Here is a 13,433-nt window from a genome sequence, read left to right on the forward strand (position 1 = left end):
GAGCAAGCTCGCTCCTACAGTGGGTTGCTGTCAGTCCGAGAAATGTTTAGCGGGTCGACACGGGGCGTTTCACCCACACTGGCGACAGGCTTGAACCGGAGCCGGTGATGTACAGCACCGCCGCCTCACCACGCTCCAGGGCTACCGGTTTCACGTCGCCGACTTTCTTGTCGCCGTCGTACAGCGCCAGGCTGACCTTCACCGGGTTGATTTCACGCTCGCCACGGCCTTTGGCGGCGACGGCCTTGACCACGTCGGTCTTGCCGTCGGCGGTTTTCAGGGTCAGGGCCTTGTCGCTGAGGTTCTGCACGCGCACCAGGGATTTCTGTTTGTTCTTGAACGGTGGTTCTTCGATCAACTGCGGCTGGCCGCTGCTGTTGTTGACCAGGGTGTAGTAGTGGTCGGCGGCGAGCTTGACCGACACGGTCTGGCTGCCCACCTTGGCGCTGTAGTCGCCGCCGGGCATGAAGCTGAAGTCGCTGCTGGCCAACGGGGCCACTTCGCTCAGGTTGGTGGCGCCGACGGTGGCGCTGACTTCCTGATTGGAGGCGTTATAGACACGCACGAAGCTCGAGCCTTTCGGTGCGACAGGGCCGTACAGGGCGGCGTCACCGCCGGCGAAGGCGGACATCGATACAACGCTCATGCCGGCAACCAGGGCCAGGGTCTTGGCGAGACGACGCGGAGTAGTAGTGAAAGTCATGTGAGTTACCTCTCTTTCAGTTTTGCGCCCGTTCGGGCGTCTCGGATTTTGGGTGTTTAGCTGGAGTGTTCAGTGCCATGTTCTGTTGGCGCGCACCGGCTTGTTTGAGTTGCGCAACCCACTGCGGGTCGGCATCACCGATTTCGTTGTTGACAGGCAGATAGCGTTCGGGGAACTCCCAGATCAGCACCTGGGGCGGGCGGTTCTTGAAGTCATCGCTTTTGAGGTAGCTGAGCATCGGCAGGATCGGGCCATGGCCGTCTTCGGCGTAGCTGATCACGTCGCTGCCCAGGGCTTGCTTGAGCGCCCCGACGAAGTTCCAGTTGGGGTTGGCGCTGTAGCTGGTGCCGACCAGTGCCACCGGGGTTTCGCTGTCGCTGAACAGCGCGTCGTCGCCTTTGGTTTCGGCCAGGTGCGTGACGCGTTTTTCCAGCGGCTCCTTGGGCGGCATCAGGTTTTCGAACAGCGGGTCGAGCGGCAGGAACAGGCGCAGGTCGCCCTTGTGCGGTGCGGTTTTCTCGGCTTCGGTGACAAAGCGCTGCGGTTCGCCGCTCAGTGGGGCCTTGTCGGCGATCGCCTTGGCCAGTTGCTTGGCGGCGATTTCGGCACCGTCCGGGGTCCAGTGGGTGTCGGTGCGCAGGAACACTTGCTGGCCGCCGAGCTTGGCCTGTTGCAGCGGGCCAAGCAGGTCGGGGGCGAGGATCTTGTCGGCGGCGACACGGGCGTGGAAGTCCTGGTACAGGTTGGCGTGGATGCTCGCCGGTTTCACGTCACCCAGGTGTTCCGGGTACAGGCGCACCTTGGCCGGCACGATGGCGAGCACCAGTTGAATGCCTTGGGCCTTGAGCTGCTGGCGCACGCCTTCGACCAGGGCGTAGTTGCCCTCCAGGTTCTGCTCTTCGTTGACGGCGGGGTTGAACTCCTCGTCGCTGTACAGCCAGTGATCGCGGCCCAGCACTACGCCGGGGCGGCCTTCATTGAACAGCTTGTAGTCCAGCGCAGCCCAGAGGTTGGTGCCCAGGCGCTTGATCGGGAACTGTTCGTCGTAGTGGGTCTCGACGGCTTTGGTCCAGCGGCCGTTGAGCACGGTGGCGTCGGCATTGGTGCTGAAGCCGAAGAATCCGCGCAACGACCAGGCGCCCAGGGCGAGCAGCACCACCAGGAACAGGCCGATATAGAGGACGCGCAATGATCGGGTCATGGTCGGCTCCCTCAGAATTGGAAGTAAAGGAACGGCGAGAAACTCTGCGCCGACAGTTTCAGAATCGACGCCACGAACAGCAGCAGCACCGCCGCGCGCATGGCGTAGCGTGGCCAGTCAGCGGTCCAGTAGGCCGGTTGCACGGCGGCGTCTTTGCCCACGGTGAAACCTGGCTGGTGGATGCTGCCCGGGTCGTCGCCCGGTACGGCCTTGATCAGGCTCGGGTCGGCCGCCTTGGTTTTCTCGGCAGGGCGGTTGCTGTAGAAGTCGCGCAGGCCAAAGAACGCCAACGTTGCGTAGGCCACCACCAGGGTCGCCACTTGCAGGCCGGTGAGGCTGGCGCGGTTGAGTTCCGACAGCGACCATTCGCCAAAGCTGAACATCGCGCCGTACATGCGCCCGGCGACGTGCAGGTTTTCGGAACGGAAGATCACCCAGCCCATCACCACCAGCAGGAAGGTCAGCGCCCAGCGGATCGGGTTGAAGCTGCGCGGCGAGGTGTTCAGGCCGATGGCTTTCTCGATCGCCAGCCACATGCCGTGCCAGGCGCCCCACACGATGTAGGTGATGTTCGCGCCGTGCCACAGACCACCGAGCAGCATGGTCAGGAACAGGTTGCGGTAGGTGATCAGCGTGCCTTTACGGTTGCCGCCCAGGGTGATGTAGAGGTAGTCGCGCAGCCAGGTCGACAGGCTGATGTGCCAGCGCCGCCAGAACTCGGTGATCGACTGGCTGATGTACGGCTGCTTGAAGTTTTCCATGAAGCGGAAACCCATCATCAAGCCCAGGCCAATGGCCATGTCGCTGTAGCCGGAGAAGTCGAAGTACAACTGCGCGGTGTACGCCAGCGCACCGAGCCAGGCATCACCGGTGGTGGGGTTTTGCAGGGCGAAGCAATGGTCGGCCACCACCGCCAGGGTGTCGGCGATGAAGACCTTCTTGATGAACCCCTGCATGAACCGCGTACAGCCTTCGGAGAACTTGTCGAGGGTGTGGGTGCGGTTGTTGAACTGGTCGGCCAGGTCGCGAAAGCGCAGGACGGGGCCGGCGATCAGGTGTGGGAAGATCGCCACGAACGCGGCAAAGTCGATGAGGTTGCGCGTGGCCGGAGTGTCGCCGCGATACACGTCGATGATGTAGCTGATGGACTCGAAGATGTAGAACGAGATCCCGATCGGCAACAGTACGTGGGTCAGGATGAACGGCTCCAGGCCCGCCGACTTCATCATCACGTTGATGCTGTCGACGCCGAAGTTGGCGTACTTGAAGTAGCCGAGGATGCACAGGTCGACCGCCACGCCCAGCAGCAGCCAGCGTTGCGCCGGCTTGGTACGCACGCCGGCGGCACCGACCTTGAGGCCGATCCAGTAATTCCACAGCGTGACGGCGGCGAACAGCGCCAGGAAGTCCACTCGCCACCAGGCGTAGAACACGTAGCTGGCCAGTAGCAGCAGCAGGTTGCGATAGCGTTGCCCGCTCAAGTAGTACAAGCCGAGAAAGATCGGCAAGAACAGAAACAGGAACACATTGGACGAGAAAACCATCCCGATCTCTCCATGTTTAACCAACAGTCAAGGGCCGCAGCCCCCCCAAACCCCCCCACGAATCCGGGGGGAGGTTGTATTGCTCAAATGTGGGAGGGGGCTTGCCCCCTCCCACATTTCTAACCGCGTTTCGTCAGCTGCCTTTGTTGCCTTTTTCGTGCGTCGGGTCGTAGACCTTGGTCAGGTCGCCCCCGAGGCGGAAGGTCTTGAACGGCTGCATCCCATGTTTGCGCTCGAGCACATCCGGCGCGCAGGTGTAGAGGGTGCAGAAGGGTTCAAGCCAGGCGAATTTCATGTCTTCCTTGAGGTCCTTCATGTCCTGCTCTTTGCCGTTCTTCTGCTCGAAGATCTGCGGGTCCTTGACCCCGGCCAGCACCTTGTCGCCCAGGCGTTTGAGCGCGCCGTTGTTTTCCTGGCGCAGGTCCACGCCGTTGACCAGGGCAAAACTGGCGATCATCGACAGCGGCGGCAGGGCGTAGTTGTGGTACGACAGCGCGCGCTGCTGGCGCTTCAGTTCGTTGGGCAGGAAGCCCTGGTCGTCGACCTGGTTGGCGCCGACTTTGTATTCCTTTACCGCCCAGTCAAACAGGTCGCGACGGTTGGTGGCGATGGACGTCGCCATCACCGACCAGGCGGCCCAGTAGGAGTGGTTGTTGGTTTTTTCCAGCGGCAGGTTGTCCCAGTCGCTCACCACCTGATCGGCCAGCCGGTTGAACCAGGCTTCGATCAGTTGCGATTCCTGCTGATGGTTGGCCAGCGGGTGCGAGTCGGAGAACTTCAGGCGCACATAGGCCGAGGCCATGCTGCCCAGCGCCCATTTGCGCATGGATTTGCCGGTGTGGTTGAAGTCCTTGGACATCAACGCATCCGCCTTGGCCCAGCTGGTCAGCCAGTTGAGTGTGCATTCCAACTGTTCCGGGCGACCGTCGCGCATGAACTGCATCACGCGCTTGCTGGTGTCTTTTTCCAGCTTGGTGATGTCGGCGGTGCTGTCGCGAAAGGCCTTTTCCGACTGCACGTTCAGCGTGGAACGGGCCTTGTCCGAGCCTTCGTACTTGCTGCGAAACTGCAGCGAGCCGGTGTACGGCGCCGGCATGGCGTCGCAGCCGTCCTTGAAGTCGCCGGTCTTGAACGCTTCCACCGGGGCGAAATAACCCTGGGGCGGACGCAGTGGCGCGGCGGCATTCACAGAACCGGCGAAGATCGCCAGGCCCAGCAATGTGGGGATCAATAACTTCTGCATAGGTAACCTCATTGCCCGAGTGAGGCAGTCTTCTGACCACCGCTTGGGAATACGTTGCGTGTGCAAATTTTCGCTTCGACTTTCTGCGCGGCAGCACCCGCTTCGGGGCCCTGCACTTCCACGGCCAGCAAGTTCTGCGAGGCCCAGTCTTCGTCGGTGCGCAGTTCAAAGGCGAAACGCCCGTCTGTATCGGATGTTTCGGGTTTTTCGATCTTGATGTCCTCGTGGCGCCCGTTCATGTACCAGAGGGTGGCTTGCAAGGTTTTCACCGACGGGTCGGCGAAGCGGATGTCGACCTGATGGTTGGCGTTGCGCAGGTCTTTGTTCGAACTGTTGACCAGCAATTCGTTCTTGCCGGGTTTCAGGGTGGCGCTGGCGCTCATCTGCGCGGTCTTGCCTTCGCAGCCGTTGTCCAGCAGCGCCATCATCTGGCGGTAGATGGTTTCCTGGTCGAGGCGGTACAGCGGCGAGAATTCCCAGATCAGGATTTTCGGCGGCGTCTTCTGGAACTCGTCGCTGCCCAGGTACTGGATCATCGAGCCTTCCAGGCCGCCGCCGGGGAAGGCGACGTTGAGGATGTCGGCGCCGATTTCCTGTTCGAGGAAGCCGGCGAAGTTGTAGTTCTTGCCGCTGTGGCTGGTGCCGACCAGGGTGATCTGCGGGTTGCCCGAATCGCCGAACAGGTCGCCGTCGCCGGCTTCGCCCTTGGGCTCGGTGGTGAACTGGTCCATGTACTGGATCGCGTAGCTGGTGCCGCACAGTTGCCCGGCCATGTTGTGCAGGGTGCCGGTCTTGCCCATGCGCCCGGAGCGCTTGGTTTCGAATTCGCGCTTGGGAATCTCGGCGAACTCGGGCATCGCGCGCACTTTGGCACCGACGATTTTCGCGGTGCGCTGGGCGCCGTAAGGGGTCCAGTGCTGGTCGCCGCGGAAGTAGAAATCGTGGGCCGGTAATTCATCGGGCAACTGCTCGTTGGTCAACGGCGACAGGTCCGGCACCACGTAGCCCATCTTGGCGAAACGGCCGAGCATGCTCTTGTAGTTGCCCAGGGCCTTGTCGAAATCGAACGCGGCTTTCTCTTCGGGGTTGAGCTTGTTGCGGTTCACCAGGCCACGGGTCGGCTGGTAGACCACCACCAGTTCCACGCCCTTGGCCTTGAACGCATCGTGCAGCTGTTGCATGCGTTTGTAGCCGGCGGGGCTGGTGTCGAATTCGGTGCGCAGGTCTTCCTGGGTACGGAACAGCCAGTCGCCCTGGGCTTGCACCAGGGTGGTGAAGTTCTGCTGGTAGCGCGTGGTGTAGTTCTTCGCGTCGTGGGCCGCCGGGCACAGGCTGCAGCACGGTTCGGCGCTGAAGGTCGGCGCCTTGATCTCGTCGGCGCGCACGCCCTGGCTGGCCGCGAGCAGGCCGAGGGTCAGACCCGAGAGGCTCAACAGTTTGATCATGTGTGGGTGCATAAGGGTCATCCTCAGTCCTGCATTTCGGTCTGGCGTTCGACAGGGTCGATCAGCACGGCTTTCTGCTGGCGTACCAGCAGGTCGAGAATTTCTTCCTGGCGCTCGCCAAGAATGCCGTTGAAGCTGATGCCGCTGGATTTGGTCGGCGCCAGCATCGACACGCGGTACAGCTCGATACTCAACGGCGAGTCGATCGACAGCGGCCCGCTGCCGTTACCGGCCAGTTCGCCGCCGACCACGATCAGCGAGACCTTGGTGTCGAACGGGTCGAGGGCGATGTCGCGGTCGGTGTCGGTCAGGTCCTTGATGTGGCCGTAGACGCCGGTCAGCCCGTTGGCCATCGAGGTGTTTTCGTACAGCTTGATGTTGACGCTGTTGCGTATGCGGATGCCGTGGCGACGGTTGGCAATCACCTTGTTGCCCCACAACAGGTTGTCGCCGCTCTCATAGAGCGTGATGCCGTCGGTGTGGTTGCGGTAGATCTCGTTGTCGGCGATCAGGTTGTTCACACTGTTACGGTCGATCACCAGGCCCGAGAGCTTGTTGTCGTAGCTGCGGTTGTTGAAGATGAAGCTGTTGTTCACTTCCCGGGAAATGATGATGCCGTGCTTCTTCTTGGTGCCGTAGACGGTGTTGTCCGCGATGATCAGGCCGTGGGAACGGTCGTGGGGGTCGATGCCGTAGACGATGTTGTCTTTGTAGGTGTTGCCCTTGATCACGAAGCCTTCGGTCTCGTAGCAGTAGAAGCCGTACCACATGTCCGAGAACTCGGAATCGATGATCCAGCCGGTCGGCTCAGGGCGCTTGAGCACCTTGGCCATGTTCGGCGTGTACTGGGAAATACTCACCCCATACGACTTACTGTTGGCGTAGCCGAAACTGGCCATTTTGGTGTTGGCGATGTAGGTCTCGGTGCCGCCCCAGGCCAGCAGGAACGGGCGGAACTCATTGGGCGACTGGTAGGTCGCCGGGCCGTTGGCCTTTTCTTTCCAGCCGGTGATCTTGGTATCGCGCACAAACAGTTGGCCGTCGTTGATCAGGAACGAACCGGCTTCCTGGGACAGGCGCAGTTCTTTGGTGTGCTTGTCGATATCGAGGATGCCCTTGCGCCCGACCACGATCGGCAACTTGGCGAGGAACACGCCCGGCGAGGTTTCGCTGAGGTACTGCTTGGGCACTTTGCCCAGCAGGTCCTTGAGGTTCATGTAGCCGTCGTCGATAAAGATCGCCTGGGGAATGCCGTGCTGGCGCACCACCCACTCGGCCATCTTGTTGTCGCCGCCGATGAAGTCCTTCAGCGCGTCTTCCTGCATCATGCGGCGGATGCTGATTTTGCCCGGCTTGGTTCTGACGATTTTCTTTTCCATCGCCGCGGCGGTGTAGCCCGACAGGTCCGGCAGGGCCGGCTTGGGCATTTCCAGCGGCGCGGTCGGCGGGCTGGAAATGGTGTAGGTCTTGGCCTGTTGCAGTTCTTTGGCGATGGTCGGCGCCTTGACCGGCTGCGCGGTATCGGCGAAGGCTGTGGCATTGGCCATCAGCATCGCGGTCACCAGCAAGCATCTGCCTGTGAAGGGGTGAGCAATCATTGCGCGGGCTCCCATCAGAACTTCCAGATCACGTCGACAAAGGCGCGATGCATGTACGAGTCGACCTGGCTGCCATAAGCGTCGCCCGGTTTGAACACGCCGGCACGAAAGCGCACCAGGGCCGACGGTTCGTCGATCGACTGGCTGAGCGCGGCCGGCAGCAGGCCTTTCTTGAAGTACTTGGTGACGACCAAGTCCATCTCCTGACCCAGGTCTTTCTTGCCGTCTTCAAGGGGCAGGGAAGTGCTGGACAGGATCGCGCCGGTCACGTCGTCGGTGTTGTTCTGCACGGCGTCGATGCCGTTGCTGCCCACCGGCTTGTTGCCGTCGACGCGCCAGAACTTGTGGTACACCAGGCTGGCGTCGTAGTCCTCGCGCAACTGCCAGGAACCGAACAGGCTCATGGACTGCATGTTGTTCATCTCGCCGCGGAACGCTTCGCCGAAGCGATGCAGGCGGGACTGGGTGCCGGTGAAGTTCGAACGGTTGCTTTGCAGGCCGTTCTGTTCGTACTCGGCGCTGGCGCGGGCATAGGCCGCACCCACTTGCCACTGCGGGTCGAGGCGCAGGCGGATACCCAGGTCGGTGGCCCAGCCGCTCACGTCTTCGCTGCGCTTGGCGTTGCTCGGGCGGGTGCCGTCGGCGTTCAACGCGTTGACGGTGTCGCGGTCGCCCTGCATGCCGGTGACGCTGGCCCAGTAGTTGACGGTGTTGGTGTTGCGCCAGTTGTAGGCGTCGCTGTTGGCTTCGATGCCGAGCCAGGTCAGGTCGCCGTTCTCGCGCTTGTCCGAGGGGGCGATGGGCATGCCCGGTTCGGAATAGTCGAGCTTGCCGGCGTCATGGGTGTGGTGCCCGCGCAGGCCGATCCACTGGCCTGGCGTCCACTGGTAGGCGGCGTCGGCGTAGAAGTGCTGGCGGTCTTTTTCGTCGGGCGACAGCTCCTTGAGGTCGGTGCGGTATTCGCTGAAGCGTTCGGCGGCGCCGACGTTGGCCTTGAGCAGGGTGGTGTCGAAGGTCCAGTTCAGCGCTTCGATGTTGGTGTCGCGCCATTGGCCGTCGTCATTGCGCAGACGCTGGCGGCCGAACTTGAGGAGCTCGCCGGGGTAGGGCGTGAAGCCGCTGTAGCCGACCCAGAACTCGCGCAGTGCCAGGTAGTTTTTCTTCGCTGTGCGGTCGCTGTTGCTCGACTGCTCGGTGGTGTCACTCGACGACTGTTGCAGGGTGTCGGTCTCGATGATGTCGCTCGAGGCAACGGCCTGGCCCATGGCGTAGGCGCTCCAGTTGCCGCTTTCGCCGTAGATCCACGGGCGCAGGTCGAGGCCGATGCCGTTGACGTCGCCACCCTTTTGGGTGCCGAGGTCGCGGTCGTCTTCGGACTGGCCGGTGACTTTGACTTCCAGGCCGAAGTTATTGGCTTCGGTCAGCGCGGCCAGGGTCGGGCACGACCACAGCAGGGCGAAGGTCAGGCCGATACCGGCCTGCACGAATGGATTGAGCTTCATAGGGATTCCTCGCCGTCTTCTTCTTGCAGGGCGTGCAGTTGCAGCGTGCTCTGGGCCAGGGTGCCGCGCGCGGCCAGTTCCTGTTGCACCAGGCGTTGGCCTTCGGCGCGTTGTTCCGGCGTCAGCGGGGCTTCGAGCTGCGTGGCCAGGTCGTTGGCCTCTGGTGTGTCCTGGGCTTTAGCCAATTGGCTGAAGACATAGGCGTTCAATGGGTCGGGCTTGGTGCCCTTGCCTTGGGAAAACAATTGCGCGATGGCGAAGTCGGCGCTGTTCTGGCCGTTGCGCGCAGCAGTCAGCAGGTGGTCCAGGGCTTTTTGCGAGTAGACCTTGCCCAGGTAACCACGGCGGTAGATCTGGCCGAGGTAGTAGTCGGCGGCCACTTCGCGGCCCAGGGCTTTCTCGAAATGCGCTTCGGCGGCCTTGGCGTCCGCCGGCACCCACTTGCCATCGTAGTAGAGCTTGCCCAGCAACAGCTCGGCGCGCGGCTGGTCGGCGGCGCGGCCGTTGTCCAGGTACTTCATCATCTGGTCGACGTCGCCCAGTTCCGCGAAGTCGTAGAGCAATTGCGCCAGGCTGACCCAGGATGCGGGGTAGCCGGGGGCGATTTTTTCCAGCAGCGCCTGGGCGGTTTTCTCGTCGGTCTTGCCCAGCGTTGCGTCGCCCAATACGCGGGCCACGCTGTCGATGCGCTGTGCGGTGACGGTGCCGCTGCTGTAGCCGGCTTCCATTTGCTTGAGCAGTTCGGCCTGTTTTTCTGGCTCGGCTTTTTTCTGGTAGACCGTGGCCAGTTCGACGTAGCAGATGTCGGTGGTGTTCAGCGCGGCCTTGCAGATGCGCTCGACATCATCCAGATGCTGGTCGTAGGTGTCCTGGGTGCGATACAGCAGCACCTGGGCCAGACCGGCTTCCGGGTAACCGGCGGCCTGCCATTTGTTGATCTGCTGCTGGGCGTTCACGTTGGGGAAGCTGTGCGGGTATTGCAGGTACAGCATCGCCAGCGGGATCAGGGTGTTGCCTTCGCCATTGGCAAAGGCTTTTTTCAGCAGGCCTTCGGCTTCATGGTGTTCGGCTTCGGTGGCGCCGGGCTTGGCCACCAGCAGGCGCCCCAGGCGGGCCTGGGCGCGCGGCGAAATATCCGCAGCGGCGCGGTAAGTGGCCTCGGCCTGCTTGATCTGCGCCGGGTCGCGTGTGCCGACCTGGATATCGGCCAGGCCCACCTGGGCCTCGCTGTAACCCAGGGTCGCCAGTTGCTGGTAATTCTGCTGCGCGGTGAGCGTGTCGCCCCGCTTGAGGGCTTCGTTGGCCAGGCGCTGGTCGGGCAGACCGGCGCAACCGGCGAGGCTGACCGCAAGGGCCAGCAACGCGACAGGACCCTTGTGGGAGCGGGCTTGCTCGCGATGCAGGCCGTGCGGTCCGTCAGGCAAACCGCACTGATCCCATCGCGAGCAAGCCCGCTCCCACAGGGATTGCGGTGTTTTCAGGAGAGTCGTCACAGGCATGTCCTCGCTTACAGTCCGGCAGCCATGGCTTTATCGATCAGCCAGTTCAGCGATGGACCACGGTCGCTGGTGACTTCCACCGGGCGGCCGGCGTAGGCGCTGTCCAGCGGTGCGTCCGGCTTGATCTGCACGCGGATGTCGGAGGACAGGTCGGCGCTGTTCAGGCTGGTGCTGCTGACGATGGTGCCGGTGCGGGTCTGTTCTTCGTCGGCGACCTGGAAGTTCACCGGGGTACCTGGGCGAACGTCAGCGAACTGGCGGTAGGAGAAGCGTGCTTCCACGTTGGCCAGGCTGCCGCGTGGCACCAGTTGGAAGATCACGTCGCCTTTGCTTGCGTATTGACCGTCGGCCACCATTTGCTGGGCCACGATGCAGTCGCAAGGCGAGGTCAGGGTGCCGGTCATTTGTTTGCCGAACAGTTCTTCGACCTTGGCCGGTTGCAGTTGGTCTTCGTCCAGGTGGCCCTTGAGCACGTCGAGCATGCTGGTGCTGAAGGTCGCGAGCGGCGCGCCTTTGGCCGCCACCGCGTCGCCTTTGAGCAGGCTTTGCACGGTGCCGTCGCGGGGCATGGTCACGTTCATGCCGGGCACGCTGACCAGGCCGGCCTGGGCGTGGCTGACGAAGTACATGCCGTACAGCGATTTGAAGACGAAACCGAATGCCGCCAGGCCCACCAGGAAGATCGCCAGGCTGAACGTCACGGCGCGCAGGCGGCCGAAGACGCTCATGTTGCTGCCGCCGTCCTTGACCTTGCGCGCCTTGGTGAAGTTGTCGCGTTGCAGGGTGGCGAGTACGTCGCCCATGGTCACGATATCGCCCGACAGGTGCGACGTGATCAGGTGACGCAGCGTGGAAATATCCTGCGCGTCGAGGTTCTGGAACTGGCAACCGGTGCGCCCGCTCTGGCGGTCGTAGGAGCGAATCTGCAGCTCCACATCCATCGCCAGGCCGAGGTTGTCGATGACAAATTGCAGGCGCCCCTTGTGCACTTCGCCAACGATCAGCGGCTGGGTGGCGGTGAACGCCAGGCCGCCGGCGGACAGGTCGATGACCCGCGCTTCGGTCGGCGTGCGGTCAGTGTTGAAAAAGCGCAACTTGGCCGGGATTTTGACCCGGGCGTGCTGGCGTTGGGCTTCGGATTCGTGGACAACGTTGGCGTTTACTTGGCTGTTCATCAGGGCAATTTCCTAGAGTTAATTCAGGCTTGGCAGGGTCAGACCATCATCAGCAACACGGCGACGAAAATGCTGCCGGCGGAGAAGGTCATGGTCCGAGACGACCAGGTGTTGAACCAACGTTGAAAGCTGGCCAAATCGCGGGTCAGTTTGGTGTCCTGGCGGGTCCAGGACTGTTGATCGAGGCGGAAGAACACGTAGATCTTCACCAGCGCGCCCATGATCTGGTTGTAATAGAGAATCACCGGGTACGCCGGGCCGATCCTGTGCCCGGAGCACGACAGCAGCACGGTCAGGATCAGGCGGGTGATGCCGATCCACAGCAGGTACGCGAGGATGAACGCACCGCCGTACTTGAAGGTGGCGATGATCGCCACGGTCAGGCCGAGCAGCGAGGTCCACATCGACACGCGCTGGTCGAACAACACCACGCTGGTGAACAGGCCGAGGCGACGTACACCCAGGCCCAGGGCGCGGGAGTTCTGGCGCAGGTTGTTGCCGTACCAGCGGAACATCAGCTTGCGGCTGGCTTTGATAAAGCTCTTTTCCGGCGGGTGCTCCACGGTGTTGATCGCGGCATCCGGTACGTAGAAGGTGTCGTAGCCCAGGCGCATCAGGCTGAACCAGCTGGACTTGTCGTCGCCGGTCAAAAACTTGAAGCGGCCCAGGCGCCAGTGTTGCAGCGAGTCGCTTTCCACATCGGCGATAAAGCCCGGGTCGGTGACCACGCTGGCGCGGAACACCGACATGCGCCCGGTCATGGTCAACACGCGCTTGGACAGGGCCATCGAGCACATGTTGATGTGGCGCTGGGCGAAGCGCAGTTTGTGCCATTCGCTCATGATGTAGCCGCCGCGCACTTCGCAGAACTCGTTGGTGGTCAGGCCGCCGACATTGCCGAACAGCTGGAACCACGGCACGGTTTTGCGCACGACGCCTTCGGCGAGCACGGTGTCGCCATCGATCACTGCAACCACGGCGCGGTCATCCGGCAAGTGGCGGGAGATGGCGCGGAAACCGAAGGCCAGGCCGTCGCGCTTGCCGGTGCCGGCGATACGCACGAAGTCGAGCTTCACATGGCCCGGCGGGTTCATGCGTTCCCACAGGCTTTTCACCAGCAGTTCATCGGACATTTCCACCAGCGAGCAGACCACGGTGGTGGGGAAGCCGCATTCGATCGCTTCGCGGATCACCGAGCTATAGACCTGCGCGGTGGTCAGCGCATCGATCCGGAAACTGGTGACCATCAGGAACACATGGGACGGGTCCGCGGCCTTGCCCAACTTGCGCACTTTGCGCCGCAGGTGGGGGTAGACCACGTACAGGAACAGCATGCCGCGAAAGAAATGCGTCGCACCCATCGAGTAGCGCCAGATACCGACGGCGCCAATCAGGAAAATAAAATTCTTCGACTCGGAGTCGAACGTACTCGCCGGCAACAGCAGGGCGAGTCCCATCAGCAGGCTCAAGAAGAACAGCCAGCCGGCGGATTGGAGCAGTACGTGTTTTAACTTGGACATAGG

Annotated in this window: 10 protein-coding genes; all 10 read right to left on the reverse strand. The window is 62.4% G+C overall.

Going from position 1 to position 13,433, the window contains the following annotated elements; genetic code table 11:
• Positions 1-46: 46 nt before the first annotated feature.
• A complete protein-coding gene (locus PverR02_RS05270; RefSeq protein ID WP_079442890.1) occupies positions 47-703 on the reverse strand; it encodes an alginate O-acetyltransferase AlgF in 657 nt (218 codons plus the stop codon).
• 16 nt (positions 704-719) lie between these two features.
• Complete coding sequence (locus PverR02_RS05275; protein ID WP_046488669.1) at positions 720-1,904, reverse strand: alginate O-acetyltransferase; 1,185 nt, start codon at positions 1,902-1,904, stop codon at positions 720-722.
• Between the two features lie 11 nt (positions 1,905-1,915).
• Entirely contained in the window at positions 1,916-3,448 is a 1,533-nt protein-coding gene (locus tag PverR02_RS05280; protein ID WP_046384629.1) for an MBOAT family O-acyltransferase, read from the reverse strand.
• A 133-nt stretch (positions 3,449-3,581) separates the two neighbouring features.
• A complete protein-coding gene (locus tag PverR02_RS05285) occupies positions 3,582-4,691 on the reverse strand; it encodes a mannuronate-specific alginate lyase (RefSeq protein ID WP_126587567.1) in 1,110 nt (369 codons plus the stop codon).
• Between the two features lie 8 nt (positions 4,692-4,699).
• Complete coding sequence (locus PverR02_RS05290) at positions 4,700-6,148, reverse strand: alginate O-acetyltransferase (protein WP_046385355.1); 1,449 nt, start codon at positions 6,146-6,148, stop codon at positions 4,700-4,702.
• 11 nt (positions 6,149-6,159) lie between these two features.
• Positions 6,160-7,749: a mannuronan 5-epimerase AlgG gene (gene algG, locus PverR02_RS05295; RefSeq protein WP_079442891.1), complete on the reverse strand. Its 1,590-nt coding sequence runs from the start codon at positions 7,747-7,749 to the stop codon at positions 6,160-6,162.
• Positions 7,749-9,236, reverse strand: a complete 1,488-nt coding sequence (locus tag PverR02_RS05300; protein ID WP_046384627.1) for an alginate export family protein — start codon at positions 9,234-9,236, stop codon at positions 7,749-7,751. Before PverR02_RS05300 ends, algG begins: the two co-directional genes overlap by 1 nt.
• Positions 9,233-10,735, reverse strand: a complete 1,503-nt coding sequence (algK, locus tag PverR02_RS05305; protein WP_174630449.1) for an alginate biosynthesis TPR repeat lipoprotein AlgK — start codon at positions 10,733-10,735, stop codon at positions 9,233-9,235. Before algK ends, PverR02_RS05300 begins: the two co-directional genes overlap by 4 nt.
• Before the next feature lie 8 nt (positions 10,736-10,743).
• A complete protein-coding gene (locus PverR02_RS05310; RefSeq protein WP_017848639.1) occupies positions 10,744-11,910 on the reverse strand; it encodes an alginate biosynthesis protein Alg44 in 1,167 nt (388 codons plus the stop codon).
• Between the two features lie 38 nt (positions 11,911-11,948).
• Entirely contained in the window at positions 11,949-13,430 is a 1,482-nt protein-coding gene (gene alg8, locus PverR02_RS05320) for a mannuronan synthase (RefSeq protein ID WP_017848640.1), read from the reverse strand.
• Positions 13,431-13,433 lie beyond the last annotated feature (3 nt).

The organism is Pseudomonas veronii, from assembly GCF_002028325.1.
Taxonomy (GTDB): Bacteria; Pseudomonadota; Gammaproteobacteria; order Pseudomonadales; family Pseudomonadaceae; genus Aquipseudomonas; species Aquipseudomonas veronii.

Excerpts from the sequence above, each read along its gene's own strand:
- PverR02_RS05270 (WP_079442890.1), bottom strand. The coding sequence starts at position 703 with ATGACTTTCACTACTACTCCGCGTCGTCTCGCCAAGACCCTGGCCCTG.
- PverR02_RS05275 (WP_046488669.1), bottom strand. The coding sequence starts at position 1,904 with ATGACCCGATCATTGCGCGTCCTCTATATCGGCCTGTTCCTGGTGGTG.
- PverR02_RS05280 (WP_046384629.1), bottom strand. The coding sequence starts at position 3,448 with ATGGTTTTCTCGTCCAATGTGTTCCTGTTTCTGTTCTTGCCGATCTTT.
- PverR02_RS05285 (WP_126587567.1), bottom strand. The coding sequence starts at position 4,691 with ATGCAGAAGTTATTGATCCCCACATTGCTGGGCCTGGCGATCTTCGCC.
- PverR02_RS05290 (WP_046385355.1), bottom strand. The coding sequence starts at position 6,148 with ATGCACCCACACATGATCAAACTGTTGAGCCTCTCGGGTCTGACCCTC.
- algG (WP_079442891.1), bottom strand. The coding sequence starts at position 7,749 with ATGGGAGCCCGCGCAATGATTGCTCACCCCTTCACAGGCAGATGCTTG.
- PverR02_RS05300 (WP_046384627.1), bottom strand. The coding sequence starts at position 9,236 with ATGAAGCTCAATCCATTCGTGCAGGCCGGTATCGGCCTGACCTTCGCC.
- algK (WP_174630449.1), bottom strand. The coding sequence starts at position 10,735 with ATGCCTGTGACGACTCTCCTGAAAACACCGCAATCCCTGTGGGAGCGG.
- PverR02_RS05310 (WP_017848639.1), bottom strand. The coding sequence starts at position 11,910 with ATGAACAGCCAAGTAAACGCCAACGTTGTCCACGAATCCGAAGCCCAA.
- alg8 (WP_017848640.1), bottom strand. The coding sequence starts at position 13,430 with ATGTCCAAGTTAAAACACGTACTGCTCCAATCCGCCGGCTGGCTGTTC.